Below are 25,907 nucleotides of genomic sequence, written 5' to 3' on the forward strand. Positions count from 1 at the left end.
CCTAGGAAATCGGTCTTACTTTTTATTATTCATCATTTTTGTGATTGTATTAAAATCAAGCTGCTTGCCATCATTAACGATTGATTTTACAAGTTGATCTTCTACTTCTTTGCTCACTGGTTTATTGGCAATTTGTGATACTCTGCGTATGACATTTCTAACTGTTTTTTCATCTTTAAAATTGGCGTTTTGTAAAGAATTGGCTAAATCAAAAATATCTTTCATGTTTACGCCCGTTTTCTTTTCTATATTTTTAAAAAAACCATTATCCATTTTAAGATTCACTCCCTTTATCAATTACTATATTGTATGAAGGAAGTGAAGATTGGTGAAGTGATATATGTAGAAAGGGCTGGCCAATTTTAGCCAACCCTTTTTGTTAGTTCAAGCAGCTATTAATAGAAGCTTGCACCTACAATAATTAATAGGATGAACAATACAACGATTAACACAAATGTTGAACCGCCGTAAAAGCCGCCGCCATAACCGTAGCCGCCATAACCATATCCGCAGAACATAAGTCAGTCACCTCACTTATCTAGTCTCATAAATAAGATATGAGAAGGCTTGTAAAAGTGTATAGGCAAGCAACCGTACATCAAGAAAATTGGCAAATATCCCTCTATTTATAAGTTTAAGTCCGCTTCATTTACCCCTTTGGCTTAAAAACAAGTGCACCGATAAACCCAAAAATAATTGCTGCAGAAATACCGGAGCTTGTTACTTCAAACATTCCTGTTAATACTCCGACAATTCCGTGCAAATCGGCTTCCTGCATTGCGCCATTAACAAGAGAATTACCAAAACTAGTAATGGGGATGGTCGCCCCGGCACCGGCAAAGTTGATCAATGGCTCATAAAGGCCAATTCCACCTAAAACGGCACCTACAACTACAAGTAAGCTCAATGTATGTCCTGGCGTAAGCTTGGCAACATCAATTAGCAACTGACCAATGACACAAATGATTCCGCCGATGATAAACGCCCAAAAAAACATCGCTAACATTGGATCACCCCTCTTCTCCATTGGTTTCAATGGCTACTGCATGGGCAATACATGGAATACTTTCATTCTGCTGAAAGGTTAATGGAGACAATAATGCCCCTGTAGCACATACAAGTATGCGTTTATAGACACCTTTCTTCATCTGATTTAATAAGTGTCCATATAAAACAGTGGCGGAGCAGCCTGCGCCGCTTGCCCCCGCTTGAACAGGCTGATCTTCCTTGTAAATCATTAAACCGCAATCTTGAAATTGACTTTTTTTCACTTTTAGTCCGCTTCGTTGAATAAGTTCAAAGGCAGTTTCATTTCCTATTTTTCCAAGGTCGCCAGTTACAATTAAATCATAATAGGATGGGTCGATTTGCAAATCACGAAAATGAGCCATGATCGTGTCTGCAGCAGCAGGGGCCATTGCTCCGCCCATATTAAATGGGTCAGTCAATCCCATATCAATTACTTTACCAATTGTCGCAGCTCGGACGACAGGGTGTTGTTTTGAAGAATCATTAGGACAAACTAGAGCAATCCCGGCACCTGTCACAGTCCACTGTGCCGTTGGCGGCTTTTGGCCACCATATTCGGTAGGATAACGAAATTGTTTTTCCACTGCCGCATTATGGCTCGATGCGCCAGTCAATACATATTTTGCCCCCTGATAATTAACGACAAAGGAGGCCAATGCCAAACCCTCCATCGAGGTAGAACATGCCCCAAAAAGACCAAAGCATGGAATTTGAAGCGTTTTGGCTGCAAAGCTTGTTGGCGTAATTTGATTAATTAAATCGCCGGCAAATATAAATTGCACCTGTTCCTTTTGGATTTTCGCTTTATTTAAGGCTGTTTTCATCGCTTCCTCGATCAAAACTCTGTGTGCTTTCTCGTATGAATCCATCCCCATCCATAAATCCTCATGCAAGATATCAAAATCATTAACAAGGTTGCCGTTTGCTTCAAATGGGCCGCCTGAAACACCCGTCGCAGCGATCATTGGCCTGTTTTGGAAGACCCAGGATTGATGTCCTTTTAACAATTACAAAACCCCCCACATCCCCAATAATGTTTTGATTAATGCAACAACAAATGCAGCAAATACTCCAAATAAAATAACCGATCCAGCCAACTTAAACATATTCCCGCCAACCCCAAGAACAAAGCCTTCGGTACGGTGCTCAATTGCTGCGGATATAACTGCGTTTCCAAAGCCTGTCACCGGAACAGCGCTGCCAGCTCCCCCAAACTGGGCCAATCGATCATATACACCAAAGCCTGTTAGCAGCATCGCCAAAAAGACCATTGTTGCAACTGTCGGGTTTCCAGCTGTCTGCTCGGTAAAATTAAAAAAGTAAATGTAAAAATAACTAATTGCCTGACCAATTACACAAATTAACCCTCCAATAAAAAAGGCTTTGACACAATTTTTAAGGATTGGGCGTTTAATTTCATACTTTTTTTGAAGCTGTTGATAATTTTGCTGCTGCGGAGTTAAATTTTTTTGTTTGCTTGCCATAGCTATTTTCCTCCTTATGTTGTTTCATCTTTTAATTTAATAATTTTTTGCAGTTGTTTTTCTGCTTCCTTTTTTGAAAGATCCTTGGTCTTCATCGCTTCTTTTAGTCTTACTGCCTCCAGAAAAATTTTATAATCACTTGAGACTTTGAAATTTTCCTTTGGATATCTTTTTTCCAGGAATTTGTTTATTTTTGCTTCAATCGCTTTCATTCTGAATCGATTCATATGTTTCACTTTATAGACGACAAGTGTATCTTTTTTCCCTTTCATTACTGCCACATCATACACTTCTGGAAAGGAGCTGACATCATTCTTAATTTTCTCAACATGGCTTGGTTTACTTGTGCCAATCGTAATTGGAGCTGGATTGGTTGTCTTCAGAAGTGCACCTTTACTTTCATTGCCATGATTTTGCCCACATGCGGCCAACAAAACAAAAATTGCCGCAATAATTTGAATCTGTAAAAATCGTCCGGTCATTTTTCCACCTTCCAAACATTCTTGTTTTTAGGATTAGATATTTGTTGTTTTTATATTTCAACAATCGGTCCTAATATATGTACAGTTATTAATTTCTCCTTGCGCAAGAACTTTATCAGCCAAATCCATTAATGGGATTTTTTGGTTATGAAGGCACAAAAAATCGCCTATCCTTGGAGGGATAGACGATTATCATACAATTGAAACTGGTTATTCAAAATTCTACTTTGAGTACTAACAAAAAGTTTTTAAACAATATGGTATCCTGAATCAACGTGAATGTTTTCTCCGGTAATTCCACGGGATAAATCACTAAATAAGAAAACAGCAGTATCTCCAACCTCTTCCGGAGTTGTTGCGCGGCGAAGTGGAGCTTTTGCTTCAATTTCTTTTAAAATCAAATTGAATTCGCCAATTACTTTTGAAGACAATGTTCGGATTGGACCAGCAGAAATCGAGTTAACTCGGATCCCGTCTTTGCCAAGGTCTGCGGCAAGGTACCGGACACTTGCATCAAGTGAAGCTTTTGCTACACCCATGACATTGTAGTTTTCAATAACACGTTCGCCTCCCAAATAGGTTAACGTTACAATACTTCCGCCCTCAGTTATTAACCCTCTTGCTGCTTTGGCAACTGCTGTTAAGGAATAAGAGCTAATATTTTGCGCTAACAGGAAGCCTTCCCGGGATGTGTTTACATATTCACCTTTTAGCTCTTCTTTATTTGCAAAGGCAATACAGTGGGCAATGCCATGAATGACACCAACTTCGTCTTTTATTGCTGCGAAGCATTGGGCTATTTCTTCATCATTCGTGACATCACATGGTAAAACAAGCGTATTATCAGCTTTCAGGGAATCTGCAAGCTCGCGAACACTGCTTTCAATCCTTTCGCCTGCGTATGTAAAGATGAGTCTTGCTCCTGCTTGATGGAGAGAACGTGCTATACCCCAAGCGATACTGCGTTTATTTGCAACACCCATAACGACAAATGTTTTTCCAGCTAATGATAGCATTGAGTATGCCTCCTATAATAACAAGTTATAGTACTTGGTACTAATTTTACACTATTGGGCAAAAAATGAAAAGCAGCAGCCATCCAAACATTAATCCCCAAATTCCAGCTCTCTTTTTAATTCATCAACATACTCTTTAGAACCAGTTACAACCAACCTGTCATTCAGTTCTAATTCTGTATCCCCATGCGGGACAATCGAATCCTTTCCGCGAAAAATCCTGACAAAAATGGTATCGCCAATGAATGGAAACCGGCGTAATAGCATCCCGTCATACTGCTCGTTTTGCATTTGAATTTCATATAAGGCATTTTCCTGATTGGTAAAAATATTGATAACACTCGGTGATTCTATAAGGGCTCTAAGCAATACTTTTGTTGAAAAAAAGGAAGAAAATACTTCTACCTTTTGCTCGCTAAGGCTTTTTTCTAAATCCGGACTTTCAATCCGGGTAATGACTCTAGGTACTCCCGATTCCTTTACACCTACAGCAAGTATTGCATTAACTTCTTCATCTCCAGTAGATATAACAACCACATCTGCATGCTTTACTTCTGTTTTTTCAATGGACTCAAGAGAATAATCGGGGATCTCAATCACTTCAAATAAGGAATTTGCACTTTGTACATCAGAATTTTCTACTTTCTTATGATAAACCATAGTATCATACAATCCAGACATTAGCTCCCTTGAAATTGGCAGGGTTATCTGAGTGGCACCTAAGAAAACAACTTTACTTTTTTTATTTAGTGCCTCTGTTTTTTGAAATAGCTTTTTAAAGACAATCGGAGAAAAAATTGAAGTAATAACTGCTACTAAAATTAATGTACCGCTCATCTTTGAGGTAATAATTTTCATTCTTTCGCCTATTGTGGCAGCTGCAATTACAAGTGATAAGGTGGATGTTAATAAAAAGCCAGAGGCTACAACAGTCTTCGTATCATACCAAATTTTTAGTAGATACACCGGGACCAGCTTAGAAATAAACAATGCTAAAAGCAAAAGAGGAATTAACAATACTAGCTTGGGATCACTTAAAAGCACCCATAAATTAAGATTTACGCCAACCATTACAAAAAAGATAGGAATTAGAAATCCATAGCCAAAGGAATCCAGCTTATGAAGCAGTTCCTGATTGGGAGATAGCAAGGAAACAAGAACTCCGGCAAGAAAGGCACCCAAAATATTCTCGGCACCCACTTTTTCAGACAGACCAACTAAAACAATAATAAGCGTGAATACTCCCCTTGTACCAATTTGAACAGTACTCGTTGATAAGGCTTCAATATATGCCCGATTTTTAAATCCTCTCGCTATAAAATATAGACATACCCCTCCTGCAAAAAGGACAAGCAGCAGCCATGTATTCCCCTTTCCGCTTTCCTGGATTGATACGAAAACAGCAAGCAGGATCATTGTGACTAAATCAGCGATAACCGCTGTCAATAAAATAATTTGGCCGATTACCGTTTTGCTAATGTGGGCTTCTTTTATCGTTGGAACGACGACTCCTAAAGAAATGGTTGATATGATCATCGTCATTAAAAAAGCATTTTGAATAAATCCAGCCCAAACAAATAAAACTGACAATCCTAAAGAAATAACAAAAATACCTGCAAAAATAAAACCGGAAGCCAGAAAAGAATTGGGTTCTTTTTTACTGTTTGGAAGGGGTCTCCCCTTTTTATTATTTGAAAAAACCGTAAAATCAATTTCAAGACCACTTAAAAACATCAAAAAGATAAATCCCAGCGTGGAGAGGGTTCCAAGCCACGTGTCATCACGGACCACGTCAAACCCGCTCTTACCGATTATAAGTCCCATCAAGATTTCAGCGACGACAACCGGGATAAAGGCCAACTTTAAACGGTGTAGAATAATAGGTGTAACAAATGCAGCTGTGACAACAATAAGTAAGGAAATAACAGATGCATGCTGATCCATGAGGTCCACTTCTCCCTTCTTTGGTAACGTAATAAATAATAACTTATTCATGACCACGAAATAATAGATATAAAAAAAGAAACAAAACAAAAATAAACAAACTGGATTTAAGGAGGGTTTAACTTGAAAATTGATATTATTGGGGATATACATGGTTGTTTAAGAGAATTTCAAGACCTAACTCGAAAGCTTGGCTATAAATGGGAGACGGGTATTCCGATTCATCCCGAACAGCGCAGCCTAGGATTTGTAGGTGATTTAACTGATCGGGGCCCTGAATCACTTAAAATAATTGATATTGTCTGGAAGTTGGTTATTGACCAAAAGCAGGCCTATTATACCCCGGGAAATCATTGTAACAAGTTGTATCGCTATTTTATCGGCAATAAGGTGCAGACTAAGCATGGACTTGAAACTACTGTAGCAGAATACGTAGAATTAACCAAAAAAGATCAGCAAAAGGTTCGACATCAATTTATGGAGCTCTATGAAAAAGCACCGCTTTATTTAACACTGGATGACCAAAAGCTGATCATCGCCCATGCTGGAATAAAGGAGAAATATCTAGGTAAAACAAATTCTAAAGTCAAAACATTTGTCCTCTATGGTGACATTACGGGTGAAACTAATCCCGATGGTACCCCCGTTAGAAAGGACTGGGCAAAAGAGTATACAGGCAACGCCTGGATTGTATACGGCCATACCCCTGTAAAAGAAGTTAGGAAGGTTAACAATACCTATAATATTGATACGGGAGCTGTATTTGGAGGCAAGCTCTCCGCTTTAAGATACCCCGAAATGGAAATCATTTCCGTCCCTTCTACTATGCCATATGTAGCCGAAAAATTTAAGGAATTTGCCTAACAAAATAGTAAACATCAATTTTGGCAAAGGTAAAACCCAAATGAAGCACAAAGCTGACCAACACTTTATGTTGGTCAGCTTTGTTTTACCTTTTCCATATCCTCTGCAAGCGGTACAGAGAACTTCATTTCACTCATTTGAAATGGATGAATAAATTGGAGCTGTTTACAGTGTAATGCCTGGCGCTCAATTACTACTTTATCACCGCCATATAAATCATCACCTAGTAACGGGTGACCTAAAAAAGCCATATGAACCCTAATTTGATGGGTTCTACCTGTCTTCAACTGCAGTTCAATGTCAGTAAACCCACCATAGCGTCCCAGGACACGAAAGTGGGTGCAGGCATATTGTCCATCTGCACGCACTTCTCTTTCAATAATACTGTCTGTTCTTCTGCCTATTGGTTCCTCAATTTTGCCGCAGTCGGGGCTGAGACATCCACTTGCAAAGGCCTCATACGTCCTTTTAACCTCGCCCCGCTTCTGTGCTTCACTAAATAAATGATGGACATGACGATGCTTAGCAATTAAGACTAGTCCGGATGTATTTCTGTCGAGTCTGGTTACGATGTGTGAGGTTGCTGTTATCCTTTTTCTTTTATAATAACCAATAAGGGCATTTGCGAGACTTCCCGTTGGATGTTCCCTTGAAGGTATGGTGTTCATACCGGGAGGCTTGTTTACGACAAGCAAATAGTCATCCTCATAAATGATCTCTAATGGAATGTTCTCCCCGCCTAGCCCTTTACTCGGGGTTTCAGGCGGGAAATATAAGCGTAATAAATCATCCTGCTGAAGCTTGTAGCGAACATTTTCTTCTTGTTCATTAACGAGGATCGCCCCGCCTTTAAACTTAATATCTGTTAAAGCAGTTCGAGAAATATCTTGTTCTTTTAGAAAATCTTTGATTAGTTTTCCAACATTCTTTTGATCAATCACCCATTTAAGGCTAAAACGTGAGGACATCTTGATTACTCCATAATAGATTTAATCCGAATCTGAAATAAATGAATCGTGGACCCGCTTCCAAAATGGAAATGGCCGAAAACGTGCAAACCGGACTCTTTCTTCCGGGACCCGAAACTGGATTGATTTTACGTCTTTATGCAGGTAGGTCAAATGGTCGATTCCAACTTGAAAATCATCCCGATTGACAGGTTTTAACATACACGTATGATGTGCTGGTAAAATAAGCGGTGAACCAACTGTCCGGAACACTTTATTGTTAATGGATGCCATTTCCGCAACTTGGATTGCTGAAATCGATGGATGAATAATCGCCCCGCCAAGAGCTTTATTATAAGCGGTACTTCCAGATGGGGTGGAAATACAAAGGCCGTCACCGCGAAACCGTTCGAAATGCTCACCTCGAATTTCCACATCCATCACTAATGTTCCCTCTACGCTTTTTACAGTTGATTCGTTTAAGGCTAGGTATCGTGCTTCCTTCCCGCCATTCTGGTAGCGAATAATTACCTCTACAAGAGGATATTCAACTACTTGAAAAGGAGTCTTGGCAATCGCAATCACCAATTTTTCAATTTCTTCTGATGTCCAATCCGCATAAAAGCCAAGATGTCCGGTATGGATTCCGACAAATGCTGTTTTATCCAAACGACTTGCATAACGATGGAATGCATATAGTAGTGTTCCATCCCCGCCAACGGAAATCACAATTTCCGGTTGGTCCTCATCATAAATGAGTTCAAAATCTTGTAAATAGCTTCTTATTTTCTGCATTAACGTGTTTGACTTCTGGTCCCCTTTTGATGTAATGGCAAACTTCATTTTCGTTGACTCCTTATTTTTATATCATTTGCTTTTTTACATCGATTATTAACTGTTATCCTTTTGTTTTAGTTCTTTTTTTTGTGTAAAAAAAGCCTGTGCCTCCTGTATTTCACCACGGATAAGTGACATTTCCTCATCCAATCTAAATGCAGCCTCAGCAGCCCGCAACAGCCTCATTTGAATGTCCTCAGGAAAGGCGCCCTTATATTTATAATTCAGTGAATGCTCAATCGTGGCCCAAAAATTCATTGCCAGTGTACGAATTTGAATTTCAGCTAATATTTTCTTCTCTCCATGAATCGTTTGGACAGGATAGCGGATTACAACATGGTAGGACCGATAGCCACTGATTTTTTTATGAGAGATATAGTCTCTTTCTTCAACAATTTCAAAATCATTTCGATTTCTTAGTAAATCCACGACAGAGCGAATATCATCTACAAATTGACACATCATTCTTAGACCGGCAATATCTTGCATTTCAGTTTCTAATTCATCTAGTGGAATTCCTTTTTCATTCGCCTTATCAAGTATACTTGCAATTGGTTTTACTCTGCCCGTAACAAATTCGATCGGTGAATGGGAGGAAGCCAATTCAAATTGGCCCCGCATTCCTTTCAATTTTACCTTTAGTTCTGAAACCGCTTGTTTATAAGGGGCTAAGAACTTATCCCAATATATCATTTACACCCCAACCCTTAAGATAGCTTAAAATATCTGCTCTACTTTTCCGACCATTTCATCTCCGTAATTTCCATTCCCTTTAATATTGTTAATGACATATTCCAATTCTTCTTGAAAGGCAATTAATTCAATTTGTTCCTCTTCGGAAATGACCATAGCAGGGAATTTATTAATGACAGATTCCTTTAGTGTTGACCATATTGATTCGGGTAGTACGATATATGTATAATCATCATGACCTTCCATTAAGTAAATAAATGAAAAATGGTCTGAATCCACAAGGATATGCTCTCTTGGAATTAAACCAGTAATAGCTTCACTTGTGATTAAATGTAAACGATTATTTTCTATTTGCGCTGCATCTATTTTAATTGTTTTATTCATTCGAAAACCTCCCAGATTTACTCTCTTATTTTAACATAATTCGCTCCATTCTCCCAAGGATTGCTTTATACCTTTATAATTAAGAATAAGAACATTAGATTATTTTACCGGAAGGAATGAAAACCCTTTGTCACAAAACCTTGAAATTGAATTTAAGAATATGCTTACCAAAGAAGAATATCAAATGCTGATTCATTTTTATCACATTCCTGAAAACGATATTTTTTCGCAGGAAAATCATTATTTTGATACATCAGATTTTTTGTTAAAGGATAAAGGGTCTGCATTACGGATACGCCAAAAGGGTGGGGATTATGAATTAACGTTAAAGCAGCCATTTCAAGATGGATTACTCGAAACAAATCAACGATTGTCAATCGAGGAAGCGACCCTTGCTATTACAACAGGCAAACTTCCTAATGGAAGTATAAATGAGCTAATCTCAAATCTAGATATTCCTTTTTCAAAAATGGAGTATTTCGGATCACTTTTAACCAAAAGAGCTGAATTTTCCTATAAAGAAGGTCTGTTAGTTCTAGACCATAGTTTCTATTTAAATAAAGAGGATTATGAGTTAGAATACGAAGTAGAAAATTATCAAGACGGTCAGAAACTATTTTTACAGTTTCTTAAGCAGCATAACATCCCTCAACGGAAAATAAAGAATAAAATCCAGCGGTTTTATGAAGAAAAGCGATAGCGCCCGTTTAGCGCACGACAGGACTGGGGCCATATCGACTGAGATAAGGCGAACCTTCAATCAGCGAATGTTTTTCTCTCGCTGATTGTTAGTTGACCCACCGGGTTTTTACGGGCAGTTGAGAATCTACTTCCCGTTAATACGCGGCAAAGGAAACACGAAGAGCGCAAGCGCATTCGTGCTTGACTTATCGTAGGGAGAGGGGCGAAATACACTAGTCGCTGGGTGATAGAGTCAGACAGTTGTCAAAGTTCAAATTAAATAAAAATGATAGGGGGAACTGGTTTATGAATATCGATAAACTTAGAGCTATGTTGGATTTAAAGGCCGTACAAAACTTCAGCACAAACAATACTTCAGCTAATGAGACTTCCATGTTTCAAGATATATTAAACGAGATTCTTACAGACGATGAAAGAGCAGAATTTTCGAAACCGCTGAACAGTTCCCCAGTATCGACAGTAAGTCCGATCGCTATGACCTCTTTGCCACCGCTGTCCTTATTAAATACAACTAGTGATATGGATCAATTGATCAATCAAGCTTCTCAACAATGCGACTTACCAGCAAAATTAATTAAGGCCGTTATCCAGCATGAATCAAACTTTAATCCGAATGCCCTCAGTAAAGCTGGTGCTTCAGGCTTGATGCAATTAATGCCGGCAACAGCTAGATCTCTAGGTGTTAATGATGTCTTTGATCCAGAGCAAAACATCCTCGCCGGCAGTAAATACTTAAAACAAATGCTTGATAGGTATGATGGCAACCTTGAACTTTCCCTTGCAGCCTATAACGCAGGGCCTGCTAACGTGGATAAATACGGTCGAATTCCCCCATTTAAGGAAACTGCAAACTATGTTCAAAAAATCACTGACTCTTATTATAGCTAAGTCCTCCCCCCTGTTTCTGTAACAGGGGTTATTTGTGTTATAGAATAGGTTAGAATATTACAAAATAGCTTTTTAGAGGCTATTTATTTGAGATATAAAAGGGGCATTGCTAAAATAATGATATAGACACAAAATAAAGGAGTAATCAACATGATCGAGAAAAATACCACACCATTTGATGCCATCGGTGAGGAAAACTTGCACCGTCTTATTGACACTTTTTACGGCTTGGTTGGACAACATCCTGATCTTTCTCCTATATTCCCAGACGATCTAACAGAAACTGCAAGAAAACAAAAGCAATTTCTAACACAATATTTAGGTGGTCCGCCCATATACACCGAAGAACATGGTCACCCAATGCTGCGTGCACGTCACATGCCTTTTCCGGTTACTCCAAAACGGGCAAATGCTTGGTTATCCTGCATGCGTCAAGCAATCGAAAGGGTTGGTTTAGAGGGTCCCATCAAAGATGAATTTTATTCCCGGCTTTATTTAACTGCCCAGCACATGATTAATACTCCAGATGATCAAGACTTACTTGGTGACAATCTGTGAAGAACCAAGATCAATTGTTTACCGCTCATCATTGTTTTGGCAGCGATAAAAAGCCTGTGGAAATATACTTTTTTATTGACCCTGTTTGTGCCGAATGCTGGGCGCTTGAGCCAATCTTAAAGAAACTGCAAATCGAATACGGACGATACTTTTCTCTAAAACATGTGCTAAATGGGAAATTAGCAGATTTAAATGTAAGGAAAAAAAAGAAGTGCGACAATCGAATAGATTCTTTAGAAAAAACAACAAGTGCAGGGTGGTCTTGTGATAAGGAGATTTGGTTGGGGAATCCTGTCCATTCTCCATTTATTGCCTCAATTGCGATAAAGGCGGCAGAATTACAAGGAAGAAAAGCAGGAAACCGATTTTTGCGGATATTTCAAGAGATCCTTTTTTTGGAAAAGAAAAATATTACCAACTTTGAAGTTTTACAGGAATGTGCCGATAAGGCAGGATTAGATGTTGATGAGTTTATTTCAGATATTCATTCAAAAAGTGCTGCTAAAGCATTCCAGTGTGATTTAAAAATCACTTCTGAAATGGATGTTCATGAAATTCCCACTCTCGTTTTCTTTAATGAAAATGCTGAAGAAGAAGGAATTAAAATAGCTGGTGTGTATCCTTATGAAATTTATGTCCAAATTCTCGAGGAGATGCTTTCCGAGCAGCCACACCAATCATCGCCGCCACCACTAGAAGCTTTTATTAAATTTTTTAGACTTGTTGCATCCCAGGATATTGCAACTGTTTATAACATGTCGATTGCTCAAGTAGAACGTGAAATGAAAAAATTACTGTTAAAACAAAAAGTCGAACAAATCTCCGCAAGAAACGGAAAATTCTGGAGATATATAGAGGAATAGCCATCAGTACGTAAAGGATCAGGCTGTTTATTCTTTTTTAAATGAAAAAGACCCCAGCAAACGGTGCTTAGGGTCTTTTTTCTATAAATATACGAACAAAGGGGATGGGAGAAATTTTTCACGGTCAAACAAAGGGGTATATGTTTGTTGTGATCAACTTCACGTACATACTATAACATGGGAACATAGAGGATTCAACAGCCTTGTGTTTCATTTCACAATATTGTCAAATTCATAAATTAGGAAGAAGAATTATACAATAGAAATGGAAACACATTATAGGTAAAGGTGGAAAATTAAATTGAGGAAACTTAAAGTTTTCGCGATGTTACTTTTTATCCTATGCTCTTTCTTTCTTCATTTGCTGGCAATGTTAGATTCATTCCCCCTGCTGCTAAGTACCCCGCTCTTGTTTAGTTCATTTCTCCTCTTTTTTATGATGATTAATCATCAAAGTAAGTTTAAGGGACTTTAATAAAGCAGACTGCCATAGCAGTCTGCCCCCCTATTAAGATAACAGTTGTTCCATTTCGGTTAGCTTTTCTTCAAACACTTTGCAGGCATTTCTGACTGGTTCGGAGCTATTCATATCAACCCCAGCTTTCTTCAGCACTTCGATTGGGTAATCTGAGCTTCCAGCGCTTAAGAATTCTTTAATATAGCGATTGACTGCTGGATCGCCTTCTTCTAAAATCTGCTTACTTAATGCGGTTGCAGCACTGAAACCGGTCGCATATTGATAGACATAATAATTGTAGTAAAAATGAGGGATTCTCGCCCATTCTAAACCAATTTCTTCATCAATAACGATATCTTCCTCACCATAATACTTTTTATTTAAAGCATAATATTCGCTTGTTAACAAATCTGCTGTTAAGGCTTCGTTATTTTGCGCTTTTTGATGGATTAAATGCTCATACTCAGCAAACATTGTTTGGCGGAACACCGTGCCCCTAAAGCCTTCTAAATAATGATTCAACAAATAAATCCGTTTTTGCTCATCATCAATTGTCTTTAATAAATGATCATTTAATAATGCTTCATTGCAGGTTGAAGCAACCTCAGCAACGAAAATAGAATAATCACCATATGGATACTGCTGCGTTTTACGAGTGAAATAGCTATGAACAGAATGCCCAAATTCATGGACTAACGTAAACAGGTTATTCACATTATCCTGCCAGTTCAAGAGGATATACGGATTTGTTCCATATGCACCTGATGAATAGGCGCCACTGCGTTTCCCTTTATTTTCATGAACATCCACCCAGCGATTCTCAAAGCCAGTTTTTAAAACTTGTAAGTATTCTTCTCCTAATGGTGCAAGACCTTTTAAAATAATCTCCTTTGCTTCATCGTACTTAATTTCCATTTTCACATCTTTAACAAGCGGTGTATATAAATCATACATATGCAGTTCGTTTAGACCTAACACCTTCTTGCGCAGTTTAATATAACGCTGTAATAAAGGAAGATTTTCATTAACTGTTTGAACAAGGTTATCATAAACACTCTCTGGAATATTGTTTGAAGACAATGCAGCCTCCCTTGCAGAGCTATACTTTCTAACCCTCGCATTAAAATTGTCCTTTTTCACGTTACCGCTTAATGTGCTTGCAAAGGTATTTCGGTAATGTCCGTAGGTATCATAAACTGCTTTAAAGGCGTCATGCCGAACCCGCCCGTCTGCACTCTCGAGAAAACGGCTGTATCTCCCATGGGTAACCTCGACTTCGTTTCCATTTTCATCTTTAATCGAAGGAAACTCCAAGTCCGCATTGTTTAACATCCCAAATGTATTGCTTGAAGCGTTCATGACCTCTCCTGCTTCAGCTAATAATGCCTCCATCTCTGCAGAAAGAACATGCGGCCTTTGCAAATTGATTTCCTCGAGAGCATGTTTATACAATTGTAATTCTGATTTTTGCTTTAAAAAGTCAGTTATTTTTCCTTCGTCAATGGAAAGAATTTCAGGAACAATATAGGCTAGTTGGCTTGCAGCCTGTGAGTACAGATTCTTCATCCTGTCGTCCAAGCCTTGATAAAATGAATTCGTAGTGTCCTGGTCATATCTCATATGTGAATAAGCATAAAGTTTTCCAATTCTCTCAAGCAGCTTGTCTTGATTCTGAAGAGCTTGAAAGAGTGTATCAGCACTTTCAGCAAGCTTTCCTTCGAACTTCTTTACTTCTGGGATTAAGTTTTTAACTTCCTGGAATTCTTTTTCCCATTCCTCATCACTTGGAAAAATATCTTCCAATTTCCACGTTTCTTCTGTTGGAATTTCACTTCTAGCAGGAAGTGACTTTACTGCAGCTTCATTTGTCATATACATCCTCCATTCATTGAAAAAAATTTTTTCCCCTTTAGTTTATATCAATTATTCAAAACTAAAGGAAAAAACGATTCTAGCCTTAAGAAAATCGATAGTCATTATATATTCTCCACTTATCCCCTGCAGCCCTTTAAAATTGATAACATATCCTTTTTTATTATACCCATTCGCTTTCTTTCATTTATTCTTTTCAAAGATTTGGCGATTTTTTGTGAAAAATTGAAGGGTTAGTAGTTCCTTCTCCCGATTCGTTAGAGGGATATCCAAGCATCTTTGTACTTGATAAAAATTGTTCATTTTTTTCACTAACACGCCAAGCTTCTCTAACAAGCGGGTATAGTCGATAAAAGCTTCTAATGGTTTATGTTTTTGTATCTGAGGAAATTGTCGAGGGACAATTTCATTTTTCTTTATTCGCTTTGCCAAACTCCTTTCTATTTGCTGTATACTAATATATTCTCCAGGAAGCTTATTTCGCAAAACATCAAGATAGTAATAAGCTTGCCATATAAATGGAGGGGTTTGAAAGTATAATCCATGGGGAACCGGCAGACCAATTTCAGGGGGAAACAAAAAGAAATTAAGGCGATTGTTATATACTTCAGTAAAAAAACGTCTCTGGTGGACGCTGGGATATACAGACCAATTCAGTTTATACTTTGCACTGGCGGATATCCATTGATCTACATTCAACTTTGGCACTAATTTTGGCTCTAACAAAGCTGCAAGCTTTACTTTTTCAATTGGATTTGCAATTTTTTTAAGAAATACATTTTTTATGGAATACGGGAAGATTGAATAAAGGATTGTAATTATATTTTGATCTGGGGAAAAGCTGGGGATAAATAATTGACCATCCTTGGTCCGGCGCAAAAATAAATAGTGGAAGTTGGTTAAGCTTTCAGTGCGAAGTTTTTCCTTCAGATTATTGCCTCCAATAATCCATAATGGTGTATAACCGTGAGAAAAATAGTTTTCCGTTCTCTTTTTAAACAATTGTTCAGAAATGGTTGAACATTGAAACTCTAATGCGTATTTTCGGCCGTTATCATAAAAGAGAATATCTGGCCGCTGCTGAATTTCACGATCATAAAACTCCAGTACCGCCGGAACTTTTTGCTGCCTTAGCCACTGATAAAGCCTAAGTTTTCCTTCCATATGGTACTCCGTTTCATTTTCGTAAAAGTCACGGCAGTTTCCACCCTTCTTATGAGAAAAATGATAAATCTTCCTTTCCCCTAATTTAAGAATCACCCTCTCCTCACAAATCGGGCAAAAAAATTCCTCTTTCTGTCGAAGTGCTACCAGGGTTTCTTTCTTGAATGGGTAACCAAGACAAACCTTTTTTCCATTTTTCGTTTTTGCCATTAACATATTACTGCTCACCACCCTTTTCATACATTTCGGTTCATCATAATGAAAATCCTTCCGAAAATAAAAAAAAGCGGTTCATAATTTTGAATCCGCTAAGGTAAACCTATAGAAGTGGTGATAAAAGTCTTGCAGTCGACTCTAGCAACCGGATTCCTAAATTCCTTTCTCTGAATATCTCCAGATCCAGTTGTTCCGAATCCTTTAGATCATTTAGATATTCTGTAACCAATTTTTGCGTACTTTTTGTACGGTATAAGAAAGCATTCACCTCAAAATTTAGATGAAAGCTGCGCATATCCATATTAGAAGTACCGATCGACGCAAGTTCATGATCAACAATGACGATTTTGCTATGCATAAAGCCTCGTTGATACTCATAAACCTTTACACCTGCTTCGAGAAGTTCAGGAAAATAAGAGCGGGAAGCATGAAAAACAATCCGTTTATCAGGACGATTGGGTACTAACAACCGGACATCAACTCCACTTAAAGCTGCTATTTTGATTGCTGAGAAAATATCCTCATCAGGAATGAAATAGGGTGAAGCAATCCAAACGGATTTTTTTGCTGAGGTGATCATCGCAAAGAAAATATTTTTTATAACACTCCACTCATTATCCGGTCCACCTGCAATTAATTGAACACCGCCATGACTTTTATCACTTGACTGAGGCGACAAATATTCCGCTGTTAAAAAGCTGTAATTTGTCATATAATACCAATCCTGCAAAAAGATAAGCTGGAGCGTTCGAACTGCTTCCCCTTTTAACATCAAATGAGTATCCCGCCAAAATCCAATCTGTTTATCCCTTCCTAAATATTCATCCCCAATGTTTAAACCACCGACAAACCCCACATTACCATCGATAACAATGATCTTCCGATGGTTGCGAAAATTAAACTTACTATTCAAAAACGGCATCCTAACTGGTCCAAATGGAACTGTTTCTATTCCAGAATTTCGTAGTTCCGCAATATATTTTTTGGATAACTTCCATGACCCAACAGCATCAAACATAAAGCGAATCTTAACCCCTTGTTTCGCTTTCTCGATTAAGATATTTTTTATCTGCTCTCCAATATGGTCATTGCGGATAATATAATATTCGAGATGAATATGATGTTTTGCTTTTTTCAATTCCTTAAGTATATGGTAAAAGGTTTCCTCTCCATTTGTTAATGTTTTTGTTGCTGTATCAAAGGATATTGGACTATTCCCAAGTTTTTGTGCCAATGTAAATAATCTGCTCTGTTGAATCCCGAACTGAACTGCTTTTTCCTCACTTCTTGGATTATTTTCACCTTCTACTGTTAAGAAGGCCTGCTTATCAAGGAAGTATTTTTTTTTATACATCCGTTCCTTCCGGTAACTGCGTCCAAACAGCAGATAAAAAATAAATCCCACAAGCGGGAAGCTTCCTAATACCACTAACCATGTTAATGTCTGTGTTGGATGGCGATTTTCAAGGAAAATAACAAATCCGATAAAGATAACGGAAAGCGTGATCAATAAACTTAAATAACTAAAAATCCCACCTTGCAAGTCATCCTTAAAAACAAATACAAGGAAACTTACAATCACCAGAAATAAAATAACCCTAACTGTATTTTTCAGAATTACTCACCCGCCTACCGAACCTCTTTACTATTTAGGATAATGGTAAAAAAAACCGATTTCAATAACGAAATCGGTTACTAACTAATCAAAGTGTTTTCTTAATTCTGAAAAAACATTCTCCGAAATCAGTTCTTTTCCATACTCCTGAATTCTATGAATCGTTAATGATGTCTCATATCCATATTCAAGAAGAACACTTAAAATATCATCAATTTCATCTTCGTCAATTAAATCCTCAGGAAATTCTACATATAAGTAGTATTTTCCCTCAAAGTAAAAAAGCTTCGTCAATAGGTCATCAAGTTCTGACCGTTTTGACAACATAATGACGTCCTCAAAATCCTGAAAAGCAAGTAAAAATTCAAGAATATCTTCCTCTTCAAGTAGTTCATCATCATGAGAACCACGGGGATTGAGATGATGGTCTAAAAGATCCTCAATTCTCTCATCGACTGGAATATCCTTATCACCGGGAATGGGCAATTCAAATTTTTGTCCATCCTTAGAAATCTGGGCTTTTGTAACTAAAATTTCCAATCCCTTTTCTAATGCTTGGACCTGAATCCAAAGTGGACCCTCAACCGTAAATTCTTCCTCTTGATGGACTTCCTCCATCATTTCCCAAAAAAGTTCTTCGCTCCGCTCACGATTATACCAAATTTCTTCCCGATCGAAGCCTCTATCTTCTATATCAACGTATGAAATATAAAACTTAACTGTATTTTCATTTATACGTTCTATATCCATCGATCTTTCTCCCTTCCGTTTCCAGATTGAAGGGACTAAATACCCCCAAGCAGACGATACTGGATACCATTTACCCTTTATTAAAGGTTTTATTTAGTGCTAACATAAAGGTATACTCTTGTACTTATATTTTATGACAAAACCGATAATAAGGGAAATAAAATATCTAGAAAATTTATTTTTTCTAGATACCCATTGATTCATTCTATAATAACAAAAATACACTTACATCACAAATTCAAAGCTCCGAAAAGGTCCTAAAGATAAAACAAAAGACCTCCTAAAGAAGGCCTTTTGCATTTTAGTTGACCATTCGCTGTGCTTCGCGAAGCTGGAAGGTACGTACTTTTCTTGGTAAGAAACGTCGGATCTCATCTTCATTGTATCCAACCTGCAATCTTTTTTCATCAATGATAATTGGCCGGCGGAGTAAGCCGGGATTCGCTTTAATAAGTTCAAATAGGTCCTGAAGCGGCATGTTTTCCAAGTTTACATCCAATTTTTGAAACGTTTTTGAACGAGTCGAAATAATTTCATCCGTCCCATCTTCGGTCATTCTCAAAATTTCTTTAATTTCATCAATTGACAATGGTTCAGAAAAGATATTTCTTTCTTTATATGAAATCTCATGTTCTTCAAGCCACGATTTTGCTTTTCTGCATGATGTACAACTTGGTGAAGTGTATAATGTTACCATCAGTCTCCACACTCCTTTATTTTAAGGGTTCCGATTATATAAAAGCATTGTTTGAGTTAATAAAATTGTCGCTAAATTAAAATGAATTTAATTAAATAATTTATATCATAATTATACACCACTACCTAAAAAAAAGGTATCCTTTTTAAAAAATATTATTCAAACAAACTGATATGTAAACAAAAAAATAAATATTTACGAAATTTGTCGAAATTTCGCCTAATTTTTTCATATTATTTCTTTTAAATATCTTGCTTAGAAAAGGATATACTAAATAATTCGAATTCACGTCCACCTTTCAGACGGACATTTTGTTGAAAAAAAGGATATAAAATAACTTTTTTCTTATTTACATCTTTATATATTACTTCTCAAGGCTTAATTTTCCCTTAACACTTTCTCAATTAACATTTTGAAATGAAAACGGATACATGAATCCTGATATTTTTAACATTTTTCACTTTTATCTCTTCCTTTAAGTAAAAAGTTCTTTTAAAATAGAATAAGGAAGGCAAATGTACTTTTACAATCTTTGTTAATGATGAAACGGGAGGTTTTATTATGGCAGGTTATATAATCGACGTCGCCATTGTTACAGTCCTATCAGTGGGACTTGTTGCAATAATGGGTGTTATGCTAAATGGCATTGGGGAAAAGGTTTTCGCTAGAAATAAGAGAAATGAATTTGTTGATCAATCAGCAAGATTTCAGGTTGGCTGGAACAGCGTTGGCGGTAATTGGTCTAGTGTTGGAAGCCAATGGAAGGGTAAACGCAGTAAACAAAGATAAGAAACGCGGCAGCGCTCTGGTTCTATAAAATAAAAAAGTGATCTCACATTTGCGAGATCATTTTTTTATTTTATCTGTTTCAATATTTCTCATACTCTTCATCGAAGCAGAGGACAAAATGACCCTTTGCTATCTCCCGAAATGATAATGGTTCATTTTCAGCATATTGATGAACAATTGGATCATACGAATGCAGGGTGCGGGATCGTTCAAAAATTGATCGCTTCTACATGGCTGGCTACTTGTTTTTTGTATGCTGATCGGTCTGATTTTCTATTATGTTTAGCATGCTTGATTACAAATATTCATTTCATTATAATAGGAATAGAAACTAAAATTATAAGCAACAAGTTTGAGTAATTTAGGGTGGTACCGCGAACCATTCGTCCCTATAACTAGGATGAATGGTTTTTTATTTATGACTAACCATTGATTAGTAGGAGGAAATGGAAATGGAAACGATCTTTTCGGGAATTCAACCTAGCGGAATGTTGACGCTTGGAAACTATATCGGTGCATTAAAGCAGTTTGTTGAACTACAGGATGAATATAACTGTTATTTTTGTATCGTTGATGAGCATGCCATTACTGTTCCACAAGACCCTAAACAACTTCGTAAAAATATTAAAAGTTTAGCGGCGTTGTATCTAGCGGTCGGAATTGATCCTAAGAAAGCAACATTATTTATTCAATCAGAGGTTCCTGCGCATGCCCAGGCAGGGTGGATCATGCAGTGTGTTGCTTACATGGGTGAGTTAGAAAGAATGACTCAATTTAAAGACAAATCAGCGGGTAAAGATTCGGTCCTCGCCAGTTTGCTAACCTATCCACCATTAATGGCCGCTGATATTTTATTATACAGCGCTGATGTTGTTCCTGTTGGGGAAGACCAAAAACAACATATGGAATTAACCCGCGACCTAGCTGAACGGTTTAACAAAAAATATAATGATATTCTAACAATTCCTGAGGCTAGAATTCCGAAAGTTGGCGCAAGGGTCATGTCCTTACAGGAGCCAACAAAAAAAATGAGTAAATCTGATCCAAATAATAAAGGCTTTATATCCCTGCTTGACGATGCCAAACAAATCGAAAAGAAAATAAAAAGCGCTGTAACCGATTCTGATGGAATTGTGAAATATGACAGAGGTAATAAGCCGGGGGTTTCCAATCTGTTATCCATCTATTCAATTCTAGGCGGTAAACCCATTCCTAGTATTGAAGACATGTATAGTGGGAAGGGCTATGGCGATTTTAAAGCCGACTTAGCTGAAGTAGTTGTTAATGCTTTAACACCAATCCAAAACCGATACTACCAATTAATTGAATCCAGTGAGCTCGACGAGATCTTGGATGAAGGTGCAGCGAAGGCTAATGAAGTTGCCAGTAAGATGCTTAAAAAAATGGAAAACGCTATGGGGCTTGGTCGTAAAAATAGAAAAGCGTAAGCGCCCGGTTAGTGACGAATGGAACCAGTTATAACTTATAATACTAAAAAAAAGCCTGACCCCAAAGGTATCATTTACTACCTTTGGGGTCAGGCTTTTAATTTACTTTAGAGCCGTGCTCCATTTCCCATAATTTTTCAAAAAACGGCTGCCCTTTTATGATGTTTTCACAAAAATTCTCATGCTTTCCTGTCCAGCCATACTTAATCTCATTAAACAAACAATCCCATGCATCCTCAAATTGTAATTCCTGGATAGACGGATAACGCTCGGGACACCACTCTGTATACCAATATCGGACCTCTGCTTCATTTTTTGTCGAATGCAGTTGATCAAGCGCCATAAACAAAAGCTGCTTTAATTGCCGCTCTTTTCTAGTTAGCCCCGTCATTAATCCCGGCTCAGGAGACAAAATATGAAAGTCTTTAGCCAATAGATTTTCATGGAATGTATAATCTATTGCATCATGATTTTCAATCATTTCGTAAACTAATTGTTCTTGCCTCGGAATAAGCCTGCTTTTCCTGATTGGAATCGTATAGCCTATCGTATCAACCGCCATGATCCCCACACCATCAGTAACAACAAAACAATAATCTAACTGAACTCTTTCATGGTTTTTTCTTAAATAAGCTTTTTGAAAAATATCGTCTAGAAGCTGTTGCGGTAATTCTGATAGATCATTTTCAATATAGCGAAATAAAATTGGCTTAACTTTTATAAGGGGCACTTGGTCTAACAATTCAACCCCGTCATCCTTTCGCCATTCGTGAAAGTGGCAAACATTGTAACCATTTTCTTCTCCCTCAAACCAATTGACCCAAACATCATGAAGATACAACATTGTACAACCCCTCACTTCAAGATACTATTTGTCAATCAGTATGGGCAGAGATGAGTTAAATTATTCCTTTGTAGATAGTTAAAACCATTTAGTTTTTCTTTAAGCAAGGGGATGAAAAATCGTTTGCTATAATCCTTATTTTTTCTATAACTTATAACTAGTTTGGTCTATTAATTTTTCAGCAGAAAGTGTAAATGATTTTTTTGTTGAATAAGGATGTTTTTGATAATATTCGTGGACGATCGAAAATCCTGCCGCATATCCGACAAGTTTCGGAAACCGACCAAGCCCGTATAAAAGATCATCATGAAATTTCTCCTTTTTCTTACAGTCTAGATTATTTTTCAAATACCTTTCCCAAAACTGCTTGATTTGGTTTTCCGAATACAGATTGCACCACTCTGCTAAATATTTTTTTCCACAATTCTTTAAGACGGCATATTCCGCCAGTCCCTCGATAATGATCGAATCCAATAACGTATAATCCTCCATGTTTCCTTTCAACATGTTTAATCTACATATATGGTGGTATTCATGAACGAAGAGAGCTTCTACCTCTTTTAGATTGACATCCTCTGATAAAAACAAAAACATTTTATCTGGAAAAGATACCCCTGACTTACTCTTTTCTACTTTTCTAAAAAAACCGCTATTCGAATTGATCGGAAATAAAAAGACTGGGATTTTTGGTCCAGACCACTTCTCGGTATATAGCTGATAGATCTCTTCAATTCTAGTCCATGTATGATTATCGATCATTTTTTCCAAAGTATTCCGGCTCATCCTTGACGGTTTAAACATTCCAAATCGCAATAACTGCTGGTAGATTTCATGTTTGTTTTGCCCTTTAAAGTATGGAGCCAACCGTTCACAAATTCTTGTTGGATAGTTAAACTCCTGCTGCAGCCATAGATCAGTTTTAATGATCCCCATTTTCCCCACTCCAATTTGTGTTACTTATCTAATGGTATTTTATTAATGAGATAAAAATGGGTTCACAGCGCAGTTGATGTTTGTAAAAAAAGGGCCTGACATGGATTAACCAAGTCAGGCCTCTGCTTTTCTACTTATTATACTTTTTAAAGATGATTGTTGCGTTATGTCCGCCAAAGCCAAGAGAGTTGCTCATCACAGTGCTAATCTCTTGGGTGCGGGCAGTATTCGGTACATAATCTAGGTCACACTCTGAATCTGGAGTTTCCAAATTGATCGTTGGCGGAAGAATGCTGTCCCTTAATGACAGCACTGAAAAAATTGCTTCAATACCGCCAGCTGCTCCAAGAAGATGTCCTGTCATTGACTTTGTAGAGCTCATTGCTAATTTATAAGCATGCTCCCCAAAAGCTTCTTTTACAGCAGCAGTTTCAAATTTATCATTGTATTCGGTACTTGTTCCATGAGCATTGATGTAGTCAATCTCTTCAGGCTTTAGTCCTGCATCGTTCATAGCCATTTTCATAGCCCTTGCTCCACCTTCTCCACCTGGAGCAGGTGCAGTAATGTGATAGGCATCGCCTGTTGCTCCATAGCCTATAATTTCCCCATAAATTTTTGCACCGCGTGCTAAGGCATGTTCAAGTTCCTCAAGAACAACAATCCCTGACCCTTCACCAATAATAAATCCATCACGATTCTTATCGAACGGCCGACATGCTGTTTTTGGGTCTGGATTTGTAGAAAGCGCTGTGTTGGCGCAAAATCCAGCGACAGACATTCTTGTGATTGGTGCTTCTGCCCCTCCAGTGATCATCGCATCAGCATCTCCGCGTTGAATCACCTTAAAAGCATCACCGATTGAATTTGTACCAGTTGCACAGGCTGTAACAGTACATGAATTAAACCCTTTCGCACCTAGTAAGATCGAAACCTGGCCTGCAGCCATATCTGGGATTAACATTGGTACGAAAAAAGGACTAACCCTGCGGTACCCTCTTTTTAGAAATGTCTCAAATTGTTGTTCGAAGGTTTCCATACCTCCAATTCCAGATCCAATCCAAACACCGACACGAGCAGCATTCTCCTCAGTAATAGTAAGATTGGCATCCTTGGCAGCCATCTTTGCTGCTGCAACTGCAAACTGGGTAAAGCGATCCATTTTTCTAGCGTCTTTTCTGTCCATGAAAGCTTCCGGATCAAAGTCCTTTACTTCTGCGGAAACCTTGGCGGGATATTCATCTGCATTTACTCGTGTTAATGGTCCGATTCCTGATTTACCTTCAATTATATTCTTCCAGGTGGTTTCAACATCGTTTCCAAGCGGAGTGACTGCTCCAACGCCCGTCACCACTACTCTGCGCTTTTCCATTTTGTGCATCCCCTTATCTGCAAAATTTAAGTAAGATATTCAATTGTTATAGCTCAAACTTTATTTCAATTTAAAATTCCCTCATTGTCTAGTACCATCATTCAAGGTATGCTTTCGCATTTATTTACCCCAACGGATCGCAATCGCTCCCCAAGTAAGTCCGCCGCCGAATCCGACCATAACGATAACATCATCATCCTTAATTTTTCCGGCTTCTAATTCCTCGACAATGGAAATTGGAATGGATGCAGCGGAAGTATTGCCATATTTATTAATAGTTTTGGACATTTTCTCCTCTGGCATCTCAAGTCTTTGTCTAGATGCTTCCATAATCCGAATATTGGCTTGATGTGGAATAAAGAAATCGACTTCATCCTTTGAAATTCCAGCTTTATCTAGTACATGAATACAGCTTTCTCCCATTTGGCGAACAGCAAACTTAAATACTTCACGGCCATTCATGATGATATACTCGTCTTGATAGAGGTGTTTTCCTCCAGTCCCATCTGCACCAAGCTCAAAGGAAAGGATTCCTCGATTGCCTGATACAGGTCCGATTATAGCTGCACCTGCACCGTCTCCAAAGAGAACAGCAGTATTACGATCATTCCAATCGGTAATTTTCGAAAGCTTTTCAACCCCAACGACTAACACATTTTTATAGGCATTTGTCTCAATAAATTGTTTTGCTGTAATAATTCCATACATAAAGCCGGCACATGCTGCACTAATATCCATCGCTGCCGCTTTTGTTGCTCCTAATTTTTCTTGAAGCATACATGATACCGATGGAAACGGACGATCTGGTGTTACCGTTGCAACTAGAATTAAATCAATGTCCTCTGCATTTATGTTTGCATTTTCAATCGCCTTTTTTGCGGCTTCGAATGCCATATCGGATGTATCAATATCGTCTCCGGCTATTCGGCGTTCTTCAATCCCTGTCCTCGTGCGGATCCATTCGTCTGAAGTATCCATTCTTTTTTCAAGATCAGCATTTGTAACAATATTTTCTGGTATATATCTTCCTATTCCGACGATACCGGCGTTCATACACCC

At 37.9% G+C, this 25,907-nt stretch carries 28 protein-coding genes; 7 read left to right on the top strand and 21 right to left on the bottom strand.

Annotation, left to right across the window (positions count from 1 at the left end; genetic code table 11):
* Nucleotides 1-15: 15 nt before the first annotated feature.
* The 8 genes from spoVIF to JN080_RS17330 form a co-directional block, all read right to left on the bottom strand.
* Entirely contained in the window at nucleotides 16-273 is a 258-nt protein-coding gene (gene spoVIF / locus JN080_RS17295; RefSeq protein ID WP_256237234.1) for a sporulation-specific transcription regulator SpoVIF, read from the bottom strand.
* 122 nt (nucleotides 274-395) lie between these two features.
* Nucleotides 396-518, bottom strand: coding sequence for a YjcZ family sporulation protein (locus tag JN080_RS17300; protein ID WP_256237235.1), 123 nt, complete (start codon nucleotides 516-518; stop codon nucleotides 396-398).
* 131 nt (nucleotides 519-649) lie between these two features.
* Complete coding sequence (gene spoVAE, locus JN080_RS17305) at nucleotides 650-1,006, bottom strand: stage V sporulation protein AE (RefSeq protein ID WP_256237236.1); 357 nt, start codon at nucleotides 1,004-1,006, stop codon at nucleotides 650-652.
* 4 nt (nucleotides 1,007-1,010) lie between these two features.
* Nucleotides 1,011-2,036: a stage V sporulation protein AD gene (gene spoVAD, locus JN080_RS17310; protein WP_256237237.1), complete on the bottom strand. Its 1,026-nt coding sequence runs from the start codon at nucleotides 2,034-2,036 to the stop codon at nucleotides 1,011-1,013.
* Nucleotides 2,037-2,513 carry a stage V sporulation protein AC gene (gene spoVAC / locus JN080_RS17315; RefSeq protein ID WP_256237238.1) on the bottom strand — a complete coding sequence of 159 codons (477 nt, stop codon included), beginning with the start codon at nucleotides 2,511-2,513 and terminating at the stop codon, nucleotides 2,037-2,039.
* Between the two features lie 14 nt (nucleotides 2,514-2,527).
* A complete protein-coding gene (locus tag JN080_RS17320) occupies nucleotides 2,528-2,995 on the bottom strand; it encodes a sporulation protein (protein WP_256237239.1) in 468 nt (155 codons plus the stop codon).
* 248 nt (nucleotides 2,996-3,243) lie between these two features.
* Entirely contained in the window at nucleotides 3,244-4,011 is a 768-nt protein-coding gene (gene fabI, locus JN080_RS17325; RefSeq protein WP_256237240.1) for an enoyl-ACP reductase FabI, read from the bottom strand.
* 90 nt (nucleotides 4,012-4,101) lie between these two features.
* A complete protein-coding gene (locus JN080_RS17330) occupies nucleotides 4,102-5,955 on the bottom strand; it encodes a monovalent cation:proton antiporter family protein (protein ID WP_256237241.1) in 1,854 nt (617 codons plus the stop codon).
* Nucleotides 5,956-6,078: 123 nt separating this feature from the next.
* Between JN080_RS17330 and prpE the strand changes: the two genes are divergently transcribed.
* Nucleotides 6,079-6,819 (top strand): bis(5'-nucleosyl)-tetraphosphatase PrpE, encoded by a 741-nt coding sequence (gene prpE, locus JN080_RS17335; protein WP_256237242.1) that lies wholly within the window; start codon nucleotides 6,079-6,081, stop codon nucleotides 6,817-6,819.
* 74 nt (nucleotides 6,820-6,893) lie between these two features.
* Here the strand turns inward: prpE and JN080_RS17340 are convergent, their stop codons facing one another.
* From JN080_RS17340 to JN080_RS17355, 4 genes are read right to left on the bottom strand one after another with little or no spacing between them, the layout of a single operon-like run.
* Nucleotides 6,894-7,787 (bottom strand): RluA family pseudouridine synthase, encoded by an 894-nt coding sequence (locus tag JN080_RS17340; RefSeq protein ID WP_256237243.1) that lies wholly within the window; start codon nucleotides 7,785-7,787, stop codon nucleotides 6,894-6,896.
* 21 nt (nucleotides 7,788-7,808) lie between these two features.
* On the bottom strand, nucleotides 7,809-8,609 hold the full coding sequence (locus tag JN080_RS17345; RefSeq protein WP_256237244.1) for an NAD kinase: 801 nt from the start codon (nucleotides 8,607-8,609) through the stop codon (nucleotides 7,809-7,811).
* 48 nt (nucleotides 8,610-8,657) lie between these two features.
* Nucleotides 8,658-9,296, bottom strand: coding sequence for a GTP diphosphokinase (gene yjbM / locus JN080_RS17350; protein ID WP_256237245.1), 639 nt, complete (start codon nucleotides 9,294-9,296; stop codon nucleotides 8,658-8,660).
* A 24-nt stretch (nucleotides 9,297-9,320) separates the two neighbouring features.
* Nucleotides 9,321-9,680 (bottom strand): UPF0738 family protein, encoded by a 360-nt coding sequence (locus JN080_RS17355; RefSeq protein WP_256237246.1) that lies wholly within the window; start codon nucleotides 9,678-9,680, stop codon nucleotides 9,321-9,323.
* Between the two features lie 127 nt (nucleotides 9,681-9,807).
* Between JN080_RS17355 and JN080_RS17360 the strand changes: the two genes are divergently transcribed.
* From JN080_RS17360 to JN080_RS17375, 4 genes are all read left to right on the top strand, one after another.
* On the top strand, nucleotides 9,808-10,380 hold the full coding sequence (locus JN080_RS17360) for a CYTH domain-containing protein (RefSeq protein ID WP_256237247.1): 573 nt from the start codon (nucleotides 9,808-9,810) through the stop codon (nucleotides 10,378-10,380).
* A 287-nt stretch (nucleotides 10,381-10,667) separates the two neighbouring features.
* Nucleotides 10,668-11,270, top strand: a complete 603-nt coding sequence (locus JN080_RS17365; RefSeq protein ID WP_256237248.1) for a lytic transglycosylase domain-containing protein — start codon at nucleotides 10,668-10,670, stop codon at nucleotides 11,268-11,270.
* A 150-nt stretch (nucleotides 11,271-11,420) separates the two neighbouring features.
* Nucleotides 11,421-11,828, top strand: coding sequence for a globin domain-containing protein (locus JN080_RS17370; RefSeq protein ID WP_256237249.1), 408 nt, complete (start codon nucleotides 11,421-11,423; stop codon nucleotides 11,826-11,828).
* A complete protein-coding gene (locus tag JN080_RS17375) occupies nucleotides 11,825-12,691 on the top strand; it encodes a ClpXP adapter SpxH family protein (protein WP_256237250.1) in 867 nt (288 codons plus the stop codon). The genes JN080_RS17370 and JN080_RS17375 overlap by 4 nt, the downstream gene beginning before the upstream one ends.
* Nucleotides 12,692-13,199: 508 nt before the next feature.
* On the opposite strand, the gene pepF is transcribed toward JN080_RS17375, so the two are convergent.
* The 5 genes from pepF to spxA form a co-directional block, all read right to left on the bottom strand.
* Entirely contained in the window at nucleotides 13,200-15,020 is a 1,821-nt protein-coding gene (gene pepF, locus JN080_RS17380) for an oligoendopeptidase F (RefSeq protein WP_256237251.1), read from the bottom strand.
* Nucleotides 15,021-15,203: 183 nt separating this feature from the next.
* Entirely contained in the window at nucleotides 15,204-16,400 is a 1,197-nt protein-coding gene (locus JN080_RS17385; RefSeq protein WP_256237252.1) for a competence protein CoiA, read from the bottom strand.
* 103 nt (nucleotides 16,401-16,503) lie between these two features.
* Nucleotides 16,504-18,015, bottom strand: a complete 1,512-nt coding sequence (gene cls / locus JN080_RS17390) for a cardiolipin synthase (RefSeq protein ID WP_305474217.1) — start codon at nucleotides 18,013-18,015, stop codon at nucleotides 16,504-16,506.
* 84 nt (nucleotides 18,016-18,099) lie between these two features.
* Nucleotides 18,100-18,765, bottom strand: a complete 666-nt coding sequence (mecA, locus tag JN080_RS17395) for an adaptor protein MecA (protein WP_256237253.1) — start codon at nucleotides 18,763-18,765, stop codon at nucleotides 18,100-18,102.
* Nucleotides 18,766-19,066: 301 nt separating this feature from the next.
* Nucleotides 19,067-19,462: a transcriptional regulator SpxA gene (gene spxA / locus JN080_RS17400; RefSeq protein WP_256237255.1), complete on the bottom strand. Its 396-nt coding sequence runs from the start codon at nucleotides 19,460-19,462 to the stop codon at nucleotides 19,067-19,069.
* Nucleotides 19,463-20,023: 561 nt separating this feature from the next.
* Between spxA and JN080_RS17405 the strand changes: the two genes are divergently transcribed.
* Both JN080_RS17405 and trpS read left to right on the top strand, forming a co-directional pair.
* Nucleotides 20,024-20,251 carry a hypothetical protein gene (locus JN080_RS17405; protein WP_256237256.1) on the top strand — a complete coding sequence of 76 codons (228 nt, stop codon included), beginning with the start codon at nucleotides 20,024-20,026 and terminating at the stop codon, nucleotides 20,249-20,251.
* A 452-nt stretch (nucleotides 20,252-20,703) separates the two neighbouring features.
* A complete protein-coding gene (gene trpS, locus JN080_RS17410) occupies nucleotides 20,704-21,699 on the top strand; it encodes a tryptophan--tRNA ligase (RefSeq protein ID WP_256237257.1) in 996 nt (331 codons plus the stop codon).
* Between the two features lie 97 nt (nucleotides 21,700-21,796).
* On the opposite strand, the gene JN080_RS17415 is transcribed toward trpS, so the two are convergent.
* The 4 genes from JN080_RS17415 to JN080_RS17430 form a co-directional block, all read right to left on the bottom strand.
* The gene (locus JN080_RS17415) at nucleotides 21,797-22,543 is read right to left on the bottom strand and encodes a YjbA family protein (protein ID WP_256237258.1); all 747 of its coding nucleotides are present in this window, start codon (nucleotides 22,541-22,543) and stop codon (nucleotides 21,797-21,799) included.
* A 144-nt stretch (nucleotides 22,544-22,687) separates the two neighbouring features.
* Complete coding sequence (locus JN080_RS17420) at nucleotides 22,688-23,476, bottom strand: DUF2268 domain-containing putative Zn-dependent protease (protein ID WP_256237259.1); 789 nt, start codon at nucleotides 23,474-23,476, stop codon at nucleotides 22,688-22,690.
* Between the two features lie 130 nt (nucleotides 23,477-23,606).
* Nucleotides 23,607-24,848, bottom strand: coding sequence for a beta-ketoacyl-ACP synthase II (gene fabF, locus JN080_RS17425; protein WP_256237260.1), 1,242 nt, complete (start codon nucleotides 24,846-24,848; stop codon nucleotides 23,607-23,609).
* A gap of 120 nt (nucleotides 24,849-24,968) precedes the next feature.
* Complete coding sequence (locus JN080_RS17430; protein WP_256237261.1) at nucleotides 24,969-25,901, bottom strand: beta-ketoacyl-ACP synthase III; 933 nt, start codon at nucleotides 25,899-25,901, stop codon at nucleotides 24,969-24,971.
* Nucleotides 25,902-25,907: the final 6 nt, after the last annotated feature.

Origin of the sequence: Bacillus sp. EB600 (assembly GCF_024494385.1) — a bacterium.
Classification (GTDB): Bacteria; Bacillota; Bacilli; order Bacillales; family Cytobacillaceae; genus JAEVLT01.